Here is a 19,186-nt window from a genome sequence, read left to right on the forward strand (position 1 = left end):
TCCGAGGTGTCGGCGCCTCAGTCCAGTTCGGGCAGCGGGCGCCGGGCGACCTCGTGGGCGTCGTCCGGCGGGACGCCCAGCATGCGCAGGACCATCTCGGCAAGGTTCGAGGCGGCCTCGTCGCCGTCGATTTCCGGGCGGGTGAATCTCAGTTCCAGGAGGGACAGCAGGGTCCCGCCCAGCGCGGACAGGGCGACGACCGGCTCGACGGCGGTGAAGCGCTGGGAGGCGATGCCGACCTGGAGGTCGCGCAGGGCGCGCCTGGACAGACCGTTGTCGGAGTGGAGATGGCCGAGGCCGCGGTGGCGCAGCACTTTCATGAGCTCCGGATGGGAGTCGGCCATGCGGGCGCTGAGCCGGAAGCCGGCGGCGACGAGTTCCGCCGGGTCGTCGATTCCCGCCAGGTGCTCGTCGAAGGCTTGGCCGAACTCCTCCAGGGCGTCCACGACCGCTGCTTCGAACAGGTCGGTCTTGGAGTCGAAGTGGTTGTAGAACGAGCCGAAGCCGACATCCGCGCGCTCGGCGATCACCTGGATGCTGGCGCTGGTGTCCCCGGTCTCGGCGAGGATCTGGCGCGCGGCGCGGATGAGCGCCTTGCGGGTCTCGGCGCGGCGCCGTTCGAACCGGTTGCTGGGCGGAGCTGACGTGGGCATGCGTCGAAGTCTAGCCGCGGAATCCATGACCTCCGCAGTTCTGATGATTCCATCATTTTTCTTCCCGGACCCCTCTTGACGATCCTTTCTTCAAAGTTGATGATTTCATCATTACGGCAATGTTGCTCGGAGGACACCATGTCGGAAACACGCGTGGCCACAGCCGCCCTCGCGACACCCCACCAGGATCTGCACAGTGAGCAGGGCGCCCTGCGGGGCGAGCACCCCGGCCGGTCCCGGAACCCCGTGATCAAGGTCGCCGACCTGGCCTGGCTGGAGTTCGAGAAGCCGGATCTGGACCGGGCGGAGGTCTTCGCCCGCGACTTCGGCTTCCAGGTCGCCGCCCGCACGGAGCGGGAGCTGTGGCTGCGGGGCACCTTCGCCGGCTCGCCGTGCATGGTGATCCGGCGCGGGCGGACCTCGCGCTTCATCGGCCCCGTGTTCCGTGCGGCCGAGCGGGCCGACCTGGAGCGGCTGGCCCGGGCGACGGGCACGTCCGTGCGGGACTCCGACGTGCCGGGCGGCGGCAGGGTGGTCGATCTGCTCGACCCGTCGGGTTTCCCTGTCCGTGTGGTGCACTGCGCCGAATACCTGCCCGAACTGCCGGGCCGGCAGCCACTGCTGCTGAACTTCGGCACCGAGCACCGTCGTACGAACGCCACTCAGCGCCCGCCCCGCGAGCCTTCCCGGATTCAGCGGCTGGGTCATGTGGTGCTGGAGACACAGGTGTTCGCCCGCGCCCTGGACTGGTACCTGGACACCCTCGGCATGATCGTGTCCGATTTCCTGTTCCTGGACGGGCAGCGCGGGCGCGGTCCGACGATGGCATTCATCCGCTGCGACCTCGGCAGCGAGCCGGCCGACCACCACACCCTCGCCCTGCATCTCGGGCCCGGCACCGGCTATGTGCACTCCGCCTACCAGATCACCGACCTCGACTCGATCGCCGCCGGCGGGGAGTACCTCGCCGAGCGCGGCTACAAGCGCAGCTGGGGCATCGGCCGGCACATCCACGGCAGCCAGCTCTTCGACTACTGGCGCGACCCCGACCACTTCATGCTGGAGCACTTCGCGGACGGCGACCTGTTCTCCTGCGACGTCGAACCCGGGTGGGCGCCCATGTCCACGAGTGGTCTCGCCCAGTGGGGACCGCCGGCCACCCGCGACTTCCTCGGCGTCACACCGTCGCCCGCCAAGCTGCGCGAGGTGCTGCATGCCCTGCGCGGCGACAACGAACTCGATCCCGCCCGCCTGCTGGGCCTGCTGAAAGCAGTGGACTCATGAGCACCAACGTCCTGCGCACCGCCGACCGTTGGTGGGTGGTGCGCGGCGAGCGCGCCGTCCCCGTCGACACCAAGGCGACGACCACCGCCGAACTGCTCGCCGAACGCGCCGCCGTACGAGAGGCCGCCGCTTCCGGCGAGACGGGCACCCCCGTCGCCGACCTGGTCGCCCTCTCCCCGGTCACCACCCCCTGCCGCGTGGTCTGCCAGATGGTCAACTACCGCAGCCACGCCCGCGATTCGGGCTTCACCGGCGACATCCCGCCCGCCTTCTTCCGTAAGGCGTCCAGCTCGGTGAGCGGGCCGGGCGAGGCGATCGTCCGGCCGGAGCACGTGAAGTTCCTCGACTACGAGATCGAGCTGGGCCTCGTCATGGGGGCGCCGCTGCCGCTGGGCACCGTCGTCGAGGAGCGGGACCTTCCCTCGTACGTGGCCGGACTCGTGATCACCAACGATGTCAGCGCCCGGGACGTACAGCTGACCAAGACGCAGTTCTACGAGAGCAAGTCGTACCCCACCTTCACGCCGACCGGGCCCCACCTGACCCTGCTGGAGCCGGAGGAGTTCGCCCATCTCCTCGACCTGCGGCTGCAGTTGAGCGTCAACGGCGAGCTGCGTCAGGAGCGCACCCTGGGGGACATGATCGTTCGCCCGGCACAGGCGCTGACCCTGCTGGCCCGCTTCCAGTCCCTCGATCCCGGCGACCTGCTGCTGACGGGCACCCCCGGCGGCACCGCGCTCAAGGCCCCGCCGAAGCCGGTCGAGAAGATCGGTGCGCTGCTGCCGCCCGCGGTGAAGTGGAAGGCGTTCTTCAAGACCCAGGCGAAGAACCCGCACTACCTGCACGCCGGTGACGTCGTCACCGCGACCATCGCCACCCCGGACGCCCGGATCGACCTGGGTGAGCAGCGCACACCCGTGGCCGACCCGCACTGAGACCCGAAGCGAGCCGCACATGACCGTCGAGTCCGACTCGGCAGACGTACCCGTGGTGATCGTCGGCGCCGGACCGGTGGGCGTGACCGCCGCCCTCCTGCTGGCCCGCCACGGGGTGAGGACCGTACTCCTCGAACGCCACCACGACGTCTATCCGCTGCCCCGTGCCGTGGCCACCGACGACGAGGTGCGCCGCATCCTCCAGGCCGCCGGTGTCGCCGACGAGTTCACCGCCATCGCCCGTCCGGCACGCGGTCTCAGGCTGCTGGACGCCCGGCACCGCGTCATCGCCGAGTTCCAGCGGTCCGTGCGGGGGCACCACGGCTTCCCGCAGACCAGCATGTTCGACCAGCCCGAGCTGGAGCGGCTGCTGCGCGAGGCGCTGGCCCGCCGCCCCGAGTGCGAGCTGCGCGGCGGCGTGGAGGTGACGGGCGTCGAGCAGTCCGTCAACGGTCCGGTCCGGGTCACCTACCGCGACGACGAGGGTGAGCACGACGTGTGGGCCGCGGCCGTCCTCGGCTGTGACGGCGCGAACGGTCTCACCCGCGACGCCATCGGCGCCGCCTGGGAGGACCTGCGCTTCGAGGAGCCCTGGACCGTCATCGACGTGACGACGAAGGCCGCCGTCCGCTGCTGGGAGGGCGTCGACCAGGTCTGCGACCCGCACCGTCCGGCCACCTTCATGCGGATCGGCGAGGACCGCTACCGCTGGGAGTTCCGGCTGGCAGAAGGGGAAGTCCTCGACGACGCGCTGCTGCGCGAACTGGTCCTGCCGTGGGTGGACATCTCCCGCGTCGCCGACTTCCACGTCATCCGGCAGGCCCAGTACACCTTCCGGGCCCGCATCGCGGACCGCTGGCGCCGCGGCCGTGTCTTCCTGCTCGGCGACGCCGCGCATCTGACCCCGCCGTTCGTCGGTCAGGGCCTGTGCTCGGGGCTGCGGGACGCCTACAACCTGAGCTGGAAGCTTGCCCGAGTCCTGCGGCAGGGCGGCGACGAGCGACTGCTGGACACCTACGAGCGGGAACGCAAGCCGCACGCCCGGCGCGTGATCCGCCTCGCGGTCGCCACCGGCTGGGCCATGACCGGCGGCCAGGACCGCGCCGCCGCACTGCGCCGCGCCGCCGTCGCCATGGTCTGCCGCATACCGGGCGTGACGGCCAGGGTCAGTCAGGATCTCGGCCGCCCGCTGCCCGTCGGCCCGCTCGTACGGCGCGGTCGGCTCGGGGGCACCCACTGCCCGCAGCCCCGGGTGACGACCGGGGACGGACCACGGGTCCGCTTCGACGACCTCCTCGGCGACTCCTTCGCCGTACTGACCGCGACACCCCTGTCGCTCGGCGTGCGCGCACTCACCGACGCCCTGGGCGCGCAGGTCGTCGACGTGCATGACGTCGGCGACGACGGAACCCTCGCCGCCTGGTTGCGCGAGGGCCGTACCGACGCCGTCCTGCTGCGCCCCGACCGCGTCGTCCTGGACGTGATCCCGTCCGGTGCTGCCACCTTCACGGCGACCGCGGCCTGGGCGCCCCTGCTCTGCACCAGCCGCGGATCCGTCGAACAGCCCGCGTCCGCACCCCTGTTGAGGAGAGCCGCTCCATGACCACCCCGTACGCCAACCCGTTCTGGACCCCGGACCCGGAGTCCGCCGAGCGCAGCCGGATCGCGGACTTCGGGCGCTGGGCCGCCGAGCAGTGGGGCGTCGAGGCCGACCTCAGCGACTACGCGGCCCTGCACCGCTGGTCGGTCACCGACCTGGAGGGCTTCTGGGGCGCGGTGTGGGAGTACTTCGGTATCGACGCCGACACCCCGTACGAGCGGGTCCTGGCCGAGGAGACCATGCCGGGCGCCCGCTGGTTCCCCGGCGCCACCCTCAACTACGCCCACCACGCCCTGCGCAACCTCGTCGACGACGAGCGGGCGATCGTCGCCCTCGACGAGACCGGCTCCGGATACGCGGTGACGGGCAGGCGGTTGCGTTCCCAGGTCGCGTCCGTCGCCGCCACCCTGCGCGACCTCGGAGTGGGACAGGGCGATCGCGTGGTCGGGTACCTGCCCAACACCCCGCATGCCATCGTCGCGTTCCTGGCCGCCGCGAGCCTGGGTGCCGTGTGGTCGGTGTGCGGGCAGGACTACGCGCCCAAGGCGGCCGCCGACCGGTTCGGCCAGCTGGAGCCCACCGTCCTGATCGCCGCCGACGGCTACCTCTTCAGCGGCGCGACCCACGACCGCCGCGAGGCCGCCCTCGAACTCGCCCGCGCGCTGCCGACGTTGAAGGCGACCGTGCTGATCGAACACGTCGGCCTGCCCGGCCTCAGGGCGAACTACCCTTCGCTGGTCCTCCCTTGGGAGGAAGCCGCCACGCGTACCGAAGAACTCGCCTGTAAGCCGGTGCCGTTCGACCACCCACTGTGGGTCGTCTTCTCCTCCGGCACCACCGGCCTGCCCAAGGGCATCGTCCACGGCCACGGCGGCGTCGTCGTCGAACACCTCAAGACCCTCGCCCTCCAGTCCGACCTCGGCCCCGGCGACCGCCTCCTGTGGTACACCACCACCCACTGGATGATGTGGAACCTCGTCGTCTCCACCCTCCTGACCGGCGCCACGACCTGCACCTACGACGGCAGCCCGGCCCTGCTCACCCAGCCGGACATTCTCTGGGAACTGGCGGCCCGCCACCGCGTCACCCTCTTCGGCACCAGCCCCCAGTACCTGCTGGGCATGGCCAAATTCGGCATCGACCCCTCCGTCCACGACCTGTCGGCGATCCGGGCCGTCGGCTGCACCGGCTCCGCACTGCCGGCCTCCGCCCACCCCTGGGTCCGCCGGCACGTCGGCGAGCGGGTCCAGCTCGTGTCCATCAGCGGCGGCACGGACGTCGTCTCCGGCTTCGCCGGCGGAGCACCCACGCTCCCGGTGTGGGCGGGCGAGCTGTCCGCCCCCTTGCTGGGTGTCGCGCTCGCCGCTTACGACGAGGAGGGCTTTCCGGTGGTGGACCAGGTCGGCGAGCTGGTCGTCACCCGGCCCATGCCGTCCATGCCGTTGTACTTCTGGAACGACCCCGACGGTGCCCGCTACCGGGACGCCTACTTCTCCACGTACGACGGGGTCTGGCGGCACGGCGACTGGATCACCCTCACCTCCCACGGCTCGGTGATCGTCCACGGCCGTTCCGACTCCACCCTCAACCGCAACGGCGTACGCCTGGGCAGCGCAGACATCCACGACGTCGTCGAACGCCTCCCCGAGATCACCGAGGCCCTCGTCATCGGTGCGGAGGAACCTGACGGCGGCTACTGGATGCCCCTGTTCGTGGTCCTCGCGGCCGGCACGGAACTGGACGACGCCCTGCGCGACCGCATCCGCGAGGCGATCCGTACCGGCGCCTCACCCCGCCATGTCCCCGACGAGGTCATCGAGGTGCCGGGGATCCCGCACACCCGCACCGGCAAGAAGCTGGAGGTGCCGGTCAAGCGCCTGCTCCAAGGTGCTGCCGTCGAGCGGGTCGTCAATCCGGCCACCGTGGACAGCCCCGAACTGATCGATCTCTACGCCCGCCTCGGGGCCGAGCGTCTTGAGCGGCGGCGCGGCTGACTGCCCGGCGTAGCGCGCGGGAGCAGGCCGCGTTTCAGCCCTGCGTCGCGGAGGCAACGTGCCGGTACCGGCCCTCGCTTCCGCAGGGCACGCGGCTTGCCGCCTTGACCTGCATAGCATCAAATCGACGTCCATCGAACTGACCGCCAAGGAGCTCGACCTGCTGCGGCTGCTGATGAGCCCCCCGCGCCAGGTGCTGAGCAAGGCCCAGATCCTCGACCTCGTGTGGAGCAGTTCCTTCGATGCCAGTGGAAACCTCGTGGAGGCGTACCACTCCAACCTGCGCAGGAAGATCGACAAGGGCCGTCCTCCGATGATCCGTACGCTGCGCAGGATGGGCTACACCATCAGGCCGGCCGGGGAGGACAGATGAGACCCCGGATGCCGGGGCGCTCCCTGCGCACACGTCTGCTGCTGTCCATCGGCCTCACGCGCGCCGTTGTGTGTGCCGCGATGGCGCTCACGACCATCTACGCCCAACGCGCCTATTGCTGGGCAACCTGGGCCAGCGGGTCAGCGACGCCGCCGAGCGCAGCCAGGGCGGTCTCCAGCGCCGGACGGGGGACGACACGGATCTGGGCTTCCTCAACGAGCGGGGGCAGCCGGCCGGCACCATCGCCGCCCGCCTCGATGCCAAGGACGATGTCGTCGCCGCCGAGTTCGTCGACCAGGACGCCGTGCCACAACCTCTCACTGCCGCCCAGGTCGCCGCGCTGGACGGCATCCCCACGGACGGATCCCTCCACACCCGGACTGTCCCCGGCTCGGGCACCTACCGTGTGACCGCCATCGACGGCGAGGGACGTCGGCCTTGGCGCGGCCGGCGAACGCCTCGACGATGCCGAGCAGTTTCTTCTTCTGGACGGCAGTCAGTTCGGTGCCGGGCAGGCCCGTGTACGCCTGGACCTGCCATGGGCAGGCCGACGAGCACGGGCAGGCGCGACGGCGCGGATGGCGGAGATCCGCAAGCACCTCGACGACACCTTCGTGACTCTGGGTCGAGGTCGACTGCCAGGCCCCGGCCCGCTCGCGGGCGCGTACGGCGCCACCCAGGGCAGCGCCGCGACCCAGATGCACGTGCACTCCGTCATCCGGACGCCCAACGGCAACGACTACGGGAAGGAACTCCTTCGGCAGCACTACCTGACGTCACCGCACCACCAGTGACGTAGCGACCGGGAATTCCCGTCATCGCAAGGGCCGTACCCACTCCGGGTGCGGCCCTCGTGCTTCACACGGAACAACGGCTTAACCAGTCACCGAGCCTCGTCGCCTCGACGAGGCTCCGCCGCAGGCAGCTTGAAGGCGGGCACCGACCGGTTTGGCGCCGAACGCCGGTGTCGCTCAGGTGACGCGGCGGAGGGTGTCGGGGGTGAGGTCGGCGAGGGTGGGGTAGCCGTCGACGGCCATGATGAGGTCCGCTTCGGCGAGGAGCGAGCGCAGGACGTGGACGATGCCGTCGGGGCCGCCGAGGGCCAGGCCGTAGGTGTAGGGGCGGCCGATGCCGACGGCGGAGGCGCCCAGGGCGAGGGCCTTGACGATGTCGGCACCGCTGCGGATTCCGGAGTCGAAGAGGACCGGGAGGCCGTCGGCAGCGTCCACGACGGCGGGGAGGGTGTCGAGGGCGGGAAGGCCGCCGTTGGCCTGGCGGCCACCGTGGTTGGAGCAGTAGATGCCGTCCACGCCGGCGTCTTTGGCGCGACGGACGTCCTCGGGGTGGCAGACGCCCTTGATGATCAGCGGGAGGTCGGTCAGCGAGCGCAGCCAGGGCAGGTCGTTCCAGGTGAGGGGGTTGCCGAAGAGCTGGGTCCAGAGAAGGACCGCGGCCTGCGGGTCCTCTTCAGGGGTGCGTGCCAGCCGGGCCCGGAAGACGGGATCGCTGGTGTAGTTGGCCAGGCAGTGGCCCCGTAGTTGGGGGAAGTTGGAGGTGGCCAGGTCGTGGGGGCGCCAGCCGGTGATCCAGGTGTCCAGGGTGACCACAATGCCCTTGTAGCCCGCCTGTTCGGCGCGGTGGACGAGGCTGGCGGCGAGTTCGCGGTCGGTGGGGGTGTAGAGCTGGAAGAAGCCCGCGGTGTCGCCGAGTTCGGCTGCGACCTTCTCCATCGGGTCGACGGAGAGCGTGGAGGCGATCATCGGCACCTTGGTGCGGGCGGCAGCTCGCGCGGTGGCCAGGTCGCCGTGGCCGTCCTGGGAGCACAGGCCGATGACGCCGATCGGGGCCATGAACACCGGTGAGGGCAGTGTCATGCCGAACAGCTCGACGGACAGATCGCGCTCGGTGGCTCCGACGAACATCCGGGGGACCAGCCCCCAGCGGTCGAAGGCCGTCAAATTGGCCCGCTGGGTGCGCTCATCGCCCGCGCCACCCGCGACGTACGACCACACCGAGGGCGGCAGGGCGGACTGCGCCCTGGACTCCAACTCCGCGAAGGTCATCGGGAAACGCGGCACGACGCCGCTCAGCCCGTCGAAGTAGATCTCGTTCTGATAGGAGCCGAACGGCTGGCTCATGCCTTGTGCCTTTCCGGTTACGTACGCCGCAGAGGTACGGCGTCGATGACAGCCAGAGTGCGAAACTGGCAGGTGGTGGCCCTTGGAACGCAGGAATCTCGCACTGGGCGAACGCTTATGCAGGATGACGCTTCGACCGCCAAAACCCCACCGTGCGTTTGCCTACGGGTGACTACGGCCCGCCCGGGATGGGCGAGGTCGGCTCGGTCAGCCGCTCGCCGAGCCAGGCGCGGGCGCGCTCAAGGTAGCCACGGGCGAGTGGTGTGTGGGCGGCCCAGGTCTCGAAGCCGTGGGGGGCACCGGGGACGAGCTCAAGGGTGCAGTGGACGCCGGCGTCCTGCAGACGGCGGGCGTAGTCGCGGTCCTCGTCGGCGAACAGGTCGATGTCGCCCACCCCGATCCAGGCGGGCGGCAGATCGAGCAGGTCAGTGCGGCGGGCCGCGACCGCGTACTTGGGGGTCTGCGGGCCACCGGACTCACCGCCGAGGTAGGCATGCCATCCGATCCTGTTCATTGAGTTGTTCCACACTCGGTGTCGCAGCCGGTCGAGCTCGCGGCGCGCGGCGGTGCGGTCGTCGAGCATGGGGCAGAACAGCCATTGCGCGGCCGGCTGCACACCGCCGGAGTCGTGCAGCCGCTGCGCCAGGCAGGCGGCCAGTCCGCCACCCGCGCTCACCCCGCCGACGGCGATGCGACCGGGGTCGATACCCAGGGTCTCGGCCGACCGCTGCAGCCACTGCCAGGCGGCGAAATTGTCATCGAGGGCCGCGGGGAACGGGTGCTCAGGTGCGAGACGGTAGTCCACCGAGACGACGACGATACCCAGCTCGCGCGCCGTCAGCGCACAGAAGGCGTTGTCCTGCAAGGCGTCGCCGATGATCAACCCGCCGCCGTGAATCCAGAGCAACGTGGCCCCCGAACCGCCGCCGTCGGGGGTGTACACGTGCAGCCCCAGGCCGTCGCCGACCGTCGTGCGAGCGACACCCTCGACCGGTCTGCCTGGCCCCCACCGGCGGATCAGCGCGCGGACCACGCGGCGCCCCCGGTCTCCCTTGAGCGGCAACGGGGGAATGAGCGCAGCCCGGCGGCGCAACTGCGGGTTCAGCATCCTGCGGTTCATTGGGCATCCTTCTGTCGGCGCCCGGCATCCGGCTCCCGTTATGGCGCGTCGCTTTCTGGAACAAAGCCGCCGTCACCATCAAGCGGCCGGGTCGCGCGGGACGGGTGGGCGGGGGCCCGTACACCGCGGCACCGCATGCAGGTCCGCCTGCTCGTCGTGTCGGCCTGGTCCTGACTCGGCGCGAGGCAGACGCGAAGACCGATGACATCACCGTGTTGCGGCCCCTGGTCGCCCCGCGGACCCTGGCCCGTCGGCGTACGGATGAATCTCAGTTGCGCGGGGAGGAACAGTCGCCGCGCCATCGTGTACGCCGACCTTGTCACTGCGGGCGGTGCTTCCTCAGGCCGTGGCCAGGCGGAGTAGCAGGACGGATACGGCCAGCACACCGAACAGGACCACCGGCGCGGCAGCCTTGGGCCGGTCCTTGACGCGCAGGTGCGAGGCCAGCCCGCCGATGGAAACGAGGAACAGGCCCGCGGCGGCCGCCACGCCGAGGGGCGCCCAGAGGAGTCCGATGAGCACACCGGCCGCACCCGCGATTTCGAGCAGGCCGATGATCCGGAAGGCCCCTACGGAGAAGCCGACGTGTTGCGCGTTGGCGGCGGCTTCGTCGTTGGCGAGGATCTTGGGAATGGCGGCGGCGGCGAACCCGACGGCGAGCAGTGCTGCCAGTACGACGGTGGTGATGAACATGTCGGCCTCTTCGGGTGGTGTCTGCCGTCGCAGTTGACGGCGGAGCGGGGGAGCAGTGGTCAGACGCAGGTGTTGGTGAGCGTGCCGAGAGCGTCGATCGTGGAGCTCAGCACGCTGCCGGGGGTGAGGTAGCGAGGTGGGGTGCGGGAGTAGCCGACTCCTGCCGGGGTGCCGGTGAAGATGAGGTCGGCAGGGCGCAGTTCGCAGATGCCGGACAGGTGACTGATCAGCGTGGGGATGTCGAAGATCATGTCGTGGGTGCGTCCGGACTGGACGGTGTCGCCGTCGAGGGTGCAGGTGAGGTGAAGGTCGTACGGGTCGTCGAGTTCGTCGGGTGTGGTCAGCCAGGGGCCGATCGGGGTGAACGCGCGGTGGCTTTTGGCGAGGCTGAACTGCGGGGTGGCGCCCGCCATTTGTGCGGCGCGTTCGGAGATGTCCTGGCCGACGCAGAATCCGGCGATGTGATCGAGGGCCGCGGACTCGGGGATGTCTCGGCCGCCTTCGCCGATGACCACGACGAGTTCGATCTCCCAGTCGCAGGTGGGGGCCGGTAGCGGGATGTCGGCGCCGGGGCCCGCCAGGGAGGAGGGGAACTTGGTGAAGACCAGCGGTGACTCGGGCACGATGAGGCCGGTCTCGACGCTGTGGTCGAGGTAGTTGAGGCCTACCGCGAAGATCTGGCTGGGACGGGTGATCGGCGGACCCAGCCGGGCGGGGTCCGCCGCCAGCGCGGCGAGGGTGGCCTTCGGGTCGGCCGGAGGCCGAGCGGTGGCGAGCCAGTCCCGGATCTCGGCGACGCGGGTGACGGCGGCATCCGGGTGGGACGGGAAACGGCCGCCCGACGCCGACTCGACGTCGATGGTGCCCTGCGGGGTGAGGATGGTGGCTCGGCCGTCGAGGTTGGCGAGTTTCATGAGGTGGGGCCCTTCGGGAGGGGCCCGCGACCGGCGCGGTCCCGGACCCCACTGATAGTGGATGCCGGGTCAGTCGCTCACCTTGACCGGCGGCTCGCTGTCGCTGAGCAACGCCCGGATGTCGTCGTCGGAGGCGGTGGCGAGCATCTGGTATATGTCGTCGGGGAAGTTTAGGTGCGGCTTGGCGCGATCCAGCGCGGGCTGCGGGACTGCCTCGGCGGGGCGCTGGTAGTCGGCCGGATCGCGATAGCGGGCGAGTTCGGCGTCGTCGATGCCGACCAGACCGACGACCTCAGGATCGATCCAGGCCCGGTCGTCGATCGCTTCACCGGCCGTGAGTTCGAGGACGAGTCCCTCGGGGCCGCCGAAATAGATCGACTGGCAGAAGCCGTGGTCGACCGGGCCCATCACCATGATGCCCCGGCTGCGGATCCGGTCACGCAGGGTGAGCAGTTCATCGACGCCGTCCACGTGGAGGGCGACGTGCTGCATGGCCCCCGCGGTGACGGCATCGGTCGGGGTGCCGGCATGGGTGACGCCGAAGTCGGGCTTCTCGGGGTTGTCGGGGTGGTGGACGAAGGCCACGTAGGAGGCGGGGTTCAGCTCCAGGAAGCCGTGCCAGGCGCCCTCGGTGCCGTGCATCCAGTACAGCGCCTTGAGCTGGCAGCCCAGGACATCGGTGAAGAAGTCGATCTGAGCCTTGATGTCGCGGGTCGCTATGGCGAGGTGATTCACCCCGCGCGGGTGGACGGTCATGATTACTCCTTTGTGATCACGGCGCGGAGACGGCCGTGGCGGGCAGCTTCTTGCGGCACCAGTCGCTGACCACGCCGGCGTATTCGGCGGTGTGGAAGAGCATCAGCTGGTGCCCGCCGCCGGGCTGCACGTACAGCTCCACCGGGCCGGAGGTGGCGTCGACGACCATGCGGACGACCTCGGGCGGGAAGAGCGGGTCCTTCTCCCCGACGGTGAACAGGATCGGCTTGGCGTTGGCCGCCAGCGGAACGACCGGGTCGTAGCGCATGATCGAGCCGAACGACGCCAAGTCGTACGACCAGGTGTTCAGCGCGTCCTGACGCTTCTGCCGCTCCGCGCCGGCGTAGCCGTAGTCGGTGTCGAAGTCCGTGAAGCGGGCGATGTCGAACTGCAGCGCGTCGCCGAACCGGGCAACCAGCTGCTCGAACGCCGCGCTGCGGAAGGGATTGTCGGCGGGGACGAACGGTGACGAGGGAATCGCGTACCCCATCAGCACGGCGCCGGCGAAGGTGTCCGAGGCCGCGTAGGCGCAGTAGGCGGCCGCAGCCCCGAGGGACGAGCCCTTGATGAACACCGGCAGTCCGGTCTCGGCGGCGATGTGGTCGCCGACCTCGACGGCCGCCGTCACCCATTCCTCCAGGGTGAAGCGCCCGGCGGGCCGGGTGGTGCGGGAGCGGCCGTGACTGGGGGCATCCATGCACCACACCTCGGCTCCGAGCCCCGCGTAGTGGGCGCCGAAGGTGTCGTAGATGCCGCCGTGGCCCCCGGTTCCGTGCTGCACCAGCAGCACATGATCCGCTTCGGCTCCTGGCTGAGCGAACCGGTAGACGAACGTCTCGCCCACCACGTGTTCTTCGCGCTTCATCGCGGCCTCCTCTGCGGCGGCTCCATTGCCGACCGCATCGATGTTGACGAGCGTCAACTTCACGTCGATATGGATGAGTGTCAACTTTAAATTGATGTGTGTCAACATCGCGGTAAGCTGCCCCCATGAGCACCCCGACTTCCCGAGCCGGACGCCCCCCGGCGGAACTGGCCCCCGCCACCCTCGATCAGATCCTGGACGCAGCCCTGCGGATGTTCGCCGACAAGGGCTACGACGGAGCGTCCGTTGCCGCTCTGAATCGACAGCTCGGCGTCAGCCACAACCTCATCCACCAGCGGTTCGGCTCAAAGGAACAGCTCTGGTACGCCGCCGTCGACCATGCCTTCAGCAGCATCACCGCCGGGCTCCTGCCGGAACTTGACGACACCACCGGAGGGCCCCTGGAGCAGTTCCGTCGTGTCATCCGGCGCTTCATCCACATCCATGCAAACCGCCCCGAGATCCTGCGGCTGCTCACCGTCGAAGGCGTCGCCGACACCCCCCGCCTCGACTACCTCTACGACCGTCACATCGAGCCGACGCTCACTGCTGTCAGCACGCCACTACTCAAACTGATGGACGAAGGCGTCATCGCCCCGGTGCCGAAGCGCACCCTGCACTTCCTCATCGCGCATGGCGCCAGTGCCCCCTTCAGCCTCATCGGCCTCTCCCGCCGCATCGACCCCGGCGACCCCCTCGACCCGCAGGCCATCGCCGAGCACGCCACCGTCGTCGCGGACCTGATCCTGGCCGGACTGCAGCACCGCCCTCAGCCAGGGGACCCCGCATGAAAGTCACCCTGACCTTTGACAACGGCCCCACCGCCCCCGTCACCGCCCACGTGCTGGACGTCCTCGCCCAGCACCGGATACGCAGCACCTTCTTCGTAGTCGGCGAGAACCTGAAGCAGCCCGAAAACCGCGCCGTCGCCGAGCGCGCTGCAGCGGAGGGGCACTGGATCGGCAACCACACACTGACCCACACAGTGCAGTTCGGCGACGCGGACGACCCACGTGTCCCGGAGCGGGAGATCGGCGAAGCTCAACGCCTGATCGGCGAACTCGCCCACCCCGACCGGCTGTTCCGCCCCTATGGTGGAGGCGGCGTCCTGGACCGCAGGCTCCTCAGCCCGGCGGCTGTGGCCTACCTCCAACAGAACGCGTTCACCACCGTGTTGTGGAACAGCGTCCCGCACGACTGGGACGACCCCGACGGCTGGACCGAGCGCTGTCTGGCGGACGTCGCCACCCGGGACTGGAGCCTTGTGGTGCTCCACGACCTGCCCACCGGGGCCATGGATCATCTGCCCCGCTTGCTCGCCGGACTACGGGCGCTCGACGCCGACATCGTCCAGGAGTTCCCGCCCGATTGCGTCCCGCTGCACCGGGGGCGTCTGGAACATTCGGTCGGACACCTGCTGCCCTGCTAGCGCGCGTATCGGGTCGTGATCAGTGTGTCTCATGCCCTCGGGGTGAGGTCTGGACCGGTAGGTCTTGTACCTGCCGACCACCGGCGAGTACGGCCCGTGGTTCGAGCGCTTACCTCGCTGTCTCGGGCACCTTCCCTGGGCTTGGCCGCCGAAGTGCTGTTCGTCATGCTCTGCCCGCCGAACCGAACCGAGCCGGTGTGGCCTGGGCCCTTGAGTGGGCCGAGGACCTACGGACGACATCGGCAGTTTCGGGTGTGGCTCCTGCGGCGTGCGTCGAATTGGGTTGACAGTGCGCGCCAGTGTCGCGCGACGGTATGCCCACGAGGTCGACGGCTCACGGTTGCGCTCCTTTCGACAGGCCGCCGTGCGGCGGGAGCGGGCGTCGTCTCGTGCACCGGCAACCGGAATCCGTCGAGAGACCGGCGGGCTTCCGCTGACTCGATGAGTTTGAACGCCATGGCAAGCCCGACCGCCCGCGAGCCCGGCTCCTGTGTGAACCCGCTGGGACCGTAAAGGCCTGGCTCTCTTTCGGCGTCCGCCAGGCCGTCCGATCCAGCATCCATGATGACGAGTTTGGGTCAGCAGCGGCTTGACTCTGCTGCGGGTACCTCGGACCGTGTGCGTCTGGCCTGCTCGAGGCCGTGGAGGAGCAGGTCCAGGCCGAACCGGAACTCCTCGTGCAGGGGTACGGAGGTCAGGTCGTCGGCCGCGGCCGACGTGGCCGGGTAGGCGGCCGGGTCCAGGGAACGGTAGAAATCGCGCAAGTGCGCCTGGTCTTCGGGGCGTGGGGTTCCGGGTCCGTGCTGCTGGATGGCCAGGCCGATCACGTAGTGCCCCAATACGGTGTAGGTGCGGGCGGCGAGGCCGACGGTGAATCCGTGGCTCAGGAGCAGTCGTATGAGTCGTTCCTTGACGCGAAGGCCGTTGGGGCCGACGTGCACCTGGGTCGCCAGCAGGGGCAGCGCATCGGGGTGCCTGTGGAGGGATTCGTAAAGTGAGTGCGCGGCAACGGTCGCGGCTTCCCGCCAGGACAGGCCATCCATCTGCTCGGACGGGACGCGTACATCGCCCAGGATTCTGTCGGCCACGAGGACGAGGAGTTCGTCCTTGCTTCTGAGGTGGCGGTAAAGCGTGGCCGTGCCCGACTCCAGGGCTTCGGCGAGCATCCGCAGGGTCAGCGCCTGCACCCCGACTTCGTCGATGAGCCGCAGGGCCGTGTCGACGATCCGGTCGATGTCCAACGGGGGACGTCCGCGACGGTACGCGGGAGCGGGTGCCCGCGTCGCCCACCAGGCAGGACTGCCGGGAACAGGCGGTGCCTCGGAAGCCATGAAACGGAACCCCCTGTCAGTCGCCGTCCTGACATGCGAAGCGTCAGGAAAAGTAGAATTACGGTGTCAGTGTATCCGTTTTGTCGTTGGGGGCTCCGATCCGACGCCTGGGCCTTGTCGCATCGGCGGGTGAGTGATCGCTTTGGGGCGGGGTGAAGCACGGCGGGAGTGTCCTCGGTGCAGCTGGGTCATCGCTCTGTCCGGGCTGCCCGTGACCGAGGTCGACTTCGACGAGAGCGTCCTGTGGATCGGTGCTCGCGAGGGGGTGTGGGTGGCGGGCTGTGACGGCAAGGGCGTCTGGGCTGCCGTGCTGGACGCGCTGTTGACGCCAGGGGCCCGGGTCTCGTCAAACTCTCTGGCGGTCCCGTTGCGGACTCTCCCTCCTGCGGATCGGTCGAGTAGCCACGCTTCCGTTTTTATGGCTACAGTGTATCCGTAAGGTGGTCGTCGCACTGCTTCGGCATCTGACGCCGGTCTTCGGCGTCCGGTTCCAGCCTGGAGTGATGTGGGACCGCAGTGGGATTCCCCCAGCCCAAGGAGAGCAGTGATGAAAGCAGCAGTGGTGACGACGGCAGGCGCGGCCCCCGAGTACCTGGACTTTCCCGAGCCCCAAGCCGGTCCGGGCCTGCAGATCGTCGACCTGGTCGCCTCGGCGATCCACCCCATCGTGCGCCACAAGGCGTCAGGCAAGCACTACAGCAGCACCGGGCAGTACCCGCTCGTGCCCGGCGTGGACGCGGTGGCCCGCACCGCCGACGGCACGCTGGTGTACACCGGAGAGATCGAGGCCCCCTGGGGCACGTACGCCGAGCGGATGGCGGTCGCCCTGACCCTCCCGCTTCCGGACGGCGCCGACCCCGTCGCCGTCGCGGCGGGCATCAACCCGGGCATGTCGTCCTGGATGCCGCTCATCACCCACAAGGACGAGCACGGCACCCCGGACACCGTGATGATCATCGGGGTGACCGGCGCGGCCGGCGGTCTCGCGGTCCAGAACGCCCGAGCCCTCGGCGTACGGCGCGTGATCGGCGTGGGCCGCGGTGTCGACGACCTCAAGCGCGTGGCCGGACTCGGTGCCGAGACCGTCGAGATCACCGGCGACAAGGACGCGGACGCGGCGGCCATCGGTGCGGCCCTCGACGGCAAGTCGCCCGATCTCGTCCTGGACTTCCTGTGGGGCGGCGCGGCCGAGTCCGCGTTCCAGGCACTGGCGGACGTTCCCGGCAACGGTGCCACCAGTTACGTGGAGATCGGCTCCGTCATCAGCGAACAGGCCGCCGTGCCGGCTTCGCTGCTGCGCAGCCGCCCCTTCCGTCTCCGCGGCAGCGGTATCGGCTCCGTCGACATGCGCCGGTACTTCGCCGAGGTCGGCGTCTACGTACAACTCATCACCGACGGCAAGGTGGAGGTCGACGCCCAGGCCTACCCGCTCTCCCGGATCAGCGAGGCGTGGGCGGCCACCGCAGGCCCCCGCCCGGTTCTGATCGCCGGCTGACGGTGGCACTCGACCATGGCATCGCCCGGGGGCCTGACTCTCCGACCGGCCGACCTCGCCGGACTTGTCGAACCTGCGGGCGACGCCGCCCCGGCACGTGGCTGGTCGAGCGTCTGTGACATCACTGACCTGGCCGGAATGAACGACCGCACCGGGGTCCTCGTGGCGAGTGCCGGACCTACCTGACCGATGCTGCCCCGCGACCCGCAGGGCGACGCGCGCAACCACGCCCGACGAATCCGACCTGCCCACCGCTGGCCGGAACCGGACCAGCCGCTGCCATGCCCGCCCGCCACCGAAGTCCAAGACCCCGGGACAGCCTCATGATCCGTTCCATCGTGCTCACCTGTCTCCTGGCCTTGGTCTTCTCGGTACTGGGGCTGGCCGGAGCGCTGGCGTTGCCGATGATGCGCGAGAAGGCCGCGGAGACGGGGTTCTCTGTCACGGCCTACCGCCGCATCGGAGTGCTGCAGCTGGCGGGCGCCGTCGGCGTGGCGCTCGGCCCGGCCGTACCGCTGCTCGGGGGCCTCGCCGGCACCGGTCTGTTGCTGCTACTCGCCGGAGCGGTGGTCGTGCACCTCCGCCAGGGCGACGGGGTGGCGAAACTGGCGCCCGCGATGGTCTGCGCGGCGCTGGTCGCCGCCTATCTCGCGGTTCTGTTCGCCTAGTGATCTATTCCAAGCAGTCAGTGATCGTAGGCGATCAGTGATCGTAGGACGGTTTGTCCGGTGGCGTCGTTGTGCCAGATTGCGGCGGTCAGCGCGAGTATGCGTTGCATGATGCGTGCGATGACGTCGCCGGGTGTGCGGCCGCGGTGCAGTTCGAGGTCGAGCTGGCCCTTGAACGTTTCGTTGATCGACTCGATGACCTGTCGCAGGGGTTAGAACAGGTGGGCTCCTGGCCGCTCGCGTTCGCCTTTGCGGGCTGGCCTGAGCAACTTGACGCCGTGCTCGGCGAGTTCATGTTCGAAGGCCCAGCCGAAGTAGTTCTTGTCATCGATCAGCGTCTGTCCGGGGCGGCTGTGGAGGAGGTCGCGTTCGGCGGCGAGGAGGTCAAGGAGGGTTTCGCGTTCGGCGGCTTTCGCTCCGGTCAGGGCGAAGGCGATGGGTAGGCCGTGGAGGGTACGCACCAGGTGCAGGCGCAGGCCCCAGAAGAAGCGGCTGTGGCTGGCGCAGTAGCCGTGTTGGGCCCATCCGGCCATGTCGGAGCGTTTGACGGTCTCCCGGGACCGTCCGCACTCGACGGGGGTGGAGCCCACGACCCATGCGTCGTCGCTCCATATCGAGGTGCTGACGACCAGGATGCGGGTGATCCGGCGCATGTGGTCGGCGGCTTTGCGTAGCCGCTTGTTGTAGCCAGGCTGCTGCGGCAGGTAGGGAAAGAGGTGTCGCAGGTGGGCGCGGGCGTGGCGGAGCCACCTGGCCTCGGAGGTGAAGCCGAGCACGGCCTGCATCATCGCAAGGGTGACCAGTTCGGCATCGCTCAGGCGGGGAGCGATCCCGACCTGCGGACGCCGAGGCGCCAGGCCGGGATGCTCCTTCAGCAGGTCATCCGTCGTCGCGTAGAGTGCGGCCGCGAGGATGTCTAGTATCCTGCGCCTGAAATC

18 protein-coding genes and 2 pseudogenes are annotated in these 19,186 nt (G+C 69.6%); 10 read left to right on the forward strand and 10 right to left on the reverse strand.

What is annotated here, in order from left to right; genetic code table 11:
- Positions 1–17: 17 nt before the first annotated feature.
- Positions 18–653, reverse strand: coding sequence for a TetR/AcrR family transcriptional regulator (locus tag ABZT06_RS46015; RefSeq protein WP_355754873.1), 636 nt, complete (start codon positions 651–653; stop codon positions 18–20).
- 138 nt (positions 654–791) lie between these two features.
- Between ABZT06_RS46015 and ABZT06_RS46020 the strand changes: the two genes are divergently transcribed.
- The 5 genes and pseudogenes from ABZT06_RS46020 to ABZT06_RS46040 all read left to right on the forward strand — a co-directional run.
- Positions 792–1,937: a VOC family protein gene (locus ABZT06_RS46020; protein WP_355754875.1), complete on the forward strand. Its 1,146-nt coding sequence runs from the start codon at positions 792–794 to the stop codon at positions 1,935–1,937.
- A complete protein-coding gene (locus tag ABZT06_RS46025) occupies positions 1,934–2,872 on the forward strand; it encodes a fumarylacetoacetate hydrolase family protein (RefSeq protein ID WP_355754877.1) in 939 nt (312 codons plus the stop codon). Before ABZT06_RS46020 ends, ABZT06_RS46025 begins: the two co-directional genes overlap by 4 nt.
- Before the next feature lie 19 nt (positions 2,873–2,891).
- Positions 2,892–4,475: a bifunctional 3-(3-hydroxy-phenyl)propionate/3-hydroxycinnamic acid hydroxylase gene (locus tag ABZT06_RS46030; protein WP_355754880.1), complete on the forward strand. Its 1,584-nt coding sequence runs from the start codon at positions 2,892–2,894 to the stop codon at positions 4,473–4,475.
- Entirely contained in the window at positions 4,472–6,466 is a 1,995-nt protein-coding gene (locus tag ABZT06_RS46035) for an acetoacetate--CoA ligase (protein WP_355754883.1), read from the forward strand. The genes ABZT06_RS46030 and ABZT06_RS46035 overlap by 4 nt, the downstream gene beginning before the upstream one ends.
- Positions 6,467–6,596: 130 nt before the next feature.
- A pseudogene (locus tag ABZT06_RS46040) lies at positions 6,597–6,839 on the forward strand (winged helix-turn-helix domain-containing protein); the annotation flags it as partial.
- A 112-nt stretch (positions 6,840–6,951) separates the two neighbouring features.
- Here the strand turns inward: ABZT06_RS46040 and ABZT06_RS46045 are convergent.
- Positions 6,952–7,212, reverse strand: coding sequence for a hypothetical protein (locus ABZT06_RS46045; protein ID WP_355754885.1), 261 nt, complete (start codon positions 7,210–7,212; stop codon positions 6,952–6,954).
- 205 nt (positions 7,213–7,417) lie between these two features.
- On the opposite strand from ABZT06_RS46045, the gene ABZT06_RS46050 reads away from it, so the two are divergent.
- Positions 7,418–7,633 carry a hypothetical protein gene (locus ABZT06_RS46050; RefSeq protein WP_355754887.1) on the forward strand — a complete coding sequence of 72 codons (216 nt, stop codon included), beginning with the start codon at positions 7,418–7,420 and terminating at the stop codon, positions 7,631–7,633.
- A 177-nt stretch (positions 7,634–7,810) separates the two neighbouring features.
- Here the strand turns inward: ABZT06_RS46050 and ABZT06_RS46055 are convergent, their stop codons facing one another.
- From ABZT06_RS46055 to ABZT06_RS46080, 6 genes are all read right to left on the reverse strand, one after another.
- Entirely contained in the window at positions 7,811–8,977 is a 1,167-nt protein-coding gene (locus ABZT06_RS46055) for a lactate 2-monooxygenase (protein WP_355754889.1), read from the reverse strand.
- Between the two features lie 172 nt (positions 8,978–9,149).
- On the reverse strand, positions 9,150–10,097 hold the full coding sequence (locus ABZT06_RS46060; RefSeq protein WP_355754892.1) for an alpha/beta hydrolase: 948 nt from the start codon (positions 10,095–10,097) through the stop codon (positions 9,150–9,152).
- Positions 10,098–10,436: 339 nt separating this feature from the next.
- On the reverse strand, positions 10,437–10,790 hold the full coding sequence (locus tag ABZT06_RS46065) for a DoxX family protein (protein WP_355754895.1): 354 nt from the start codon (positions 10,788–10,790) through the stop codon (positions 10,437–10,439).
- Between the two features lie 59 nt (positions 10,791–10,849).
- Positions 10,850–11,704 carry a fumarylacetoacetate hydrolase family protein gene (locus ABZT06_RS46070; protein WP_355754898.1) on the reverse strand — a complete coding sequence of 285 codons (855 nt, stop codon included), beginning with the start codon at positions 11,702–11,704 and terminating at the stop codon, positions 10,850–10,852.
- Between the two features lie 69 nt (positions 11,705–11,773).
- Positions 11,774–12,460, reverse strand: a complete 687-nt coding sequence (locus tag ABZT06_RS46075) for a VOC family protein (RefSeq protein ID WP_355754900.1) — start codon at positions 12,458–12,460, stop codon at positions 11,774–11,776.
- Between the two features lie 16 nt (positions 12,461–12,476).
- Positions 12,477–13,409: an alpha/beta hydrolase gene (locus tag ABZT06_RS46080; protein ID WP_355754903.1), complete on the reverse strand. Its 933-nt coding sequence runs from the start codon at positions 13,407–13,409 to the stop codon at positions 12,477–12,479.
- 41 nt (positions 13,410–13,450) lie between these two features.
- On the opposite strand from ABZT06_RS46080, the gene ABZT06_RS46085 reads away from it, so the two are divergent.
- Positions 13,451–14,116: a TetR/AcrR family transcriptional regulator gene (locus tag ABZT06_RS46085; RefSeq protein ID WP_355754904.1), complete on the forward strand. Its 666-nt coding sequence runs from the start codon at positions 13,451–13,453 to the stop codon at positions 14,114–14,116.
- Positions 14,113–14,754: a polysaccharide deacetylase family protein gene (locus tag ABZT06_RS46090; protein ID WP_355754906.1), complete on the forward strand. Its 642-nt coding sequence runs from the start codon at positions 14,113–14,115 to the stop codon at positions 14,752–14,754. The genes ABZT06_RS46085 and ABZT06_RS46090 overlap by 4 nt, the downstream gene beginning before the upstream one ends.
- Positions 14,755–15,332: 578 nt before the next feature.
- On the opposite strand, the gene ABZT06_RS46095 is transcribed toward ABZT06_RS46090, so the two are convergent.
- Complete coding sequence (locus ABZT06_RS46095; protein WP_355754909.1) at positions 15,333–15,995, reverse strand: TetR/AcrR family transcriptional regulator; 663 nt, start codon at positions 15,993–15,995, stop codon at positions 15,333–15,335.
- 637 nt (positions 15,996–16,632) lie between these two features.
- Here ABZT06_RS46095 and ABZT06_RS46100 point away from each other — a divergent pair.
- Together ABZT06_RS46100 and ABZT06_RS46105 are read left to right on the forward strand one after the other, a co-directional pair.
- On the forward strand, positions 16,633–17,580 hold the full coding sequence (locus ABZT06_RS46100) for a zinc-binding alcohol dehydrogenase family protein (RefSeq protein ID WP_355754911.1): 948 nt from the start codon (positions 16,633–16,635) through the stop codon (positions 17,578–17,580).
- Between the two features lie 323 nt (positions 17,581–17,903).
- A complete protein-coding gene (locus ABZT06_RS46105) occupies positions 17,904–18,248 on the forward strand; it encodes a DoxX family protein (RefSeq protein ID WP_355754913.1) in 345 nt (114 codons plus the stop codon).
- Between the two features lie 17 nt (positions 18,249–18,265).
- On the opposite strand, the pseudogene ABZT06_RS46110 reads toward ABZT06_RS46105, so the two are convergent.
- Positions 18,266–19,171: pseudogene (locus tag ABZT06_RS46110) on the reverse strand (IS982 family transposase).
- Positions 19,172–19,186: the final 15 nt, after the last annotated feature.

Origin of the sequence: Streptomyces sp. NPDC005483 (assembly GCF_040606035.1) — a bacterium.
GTDB lineage: Bacteria > Actinomycetota > Actinomycetes > Streptomycetales > Streptomycetaceae > Streptomyces.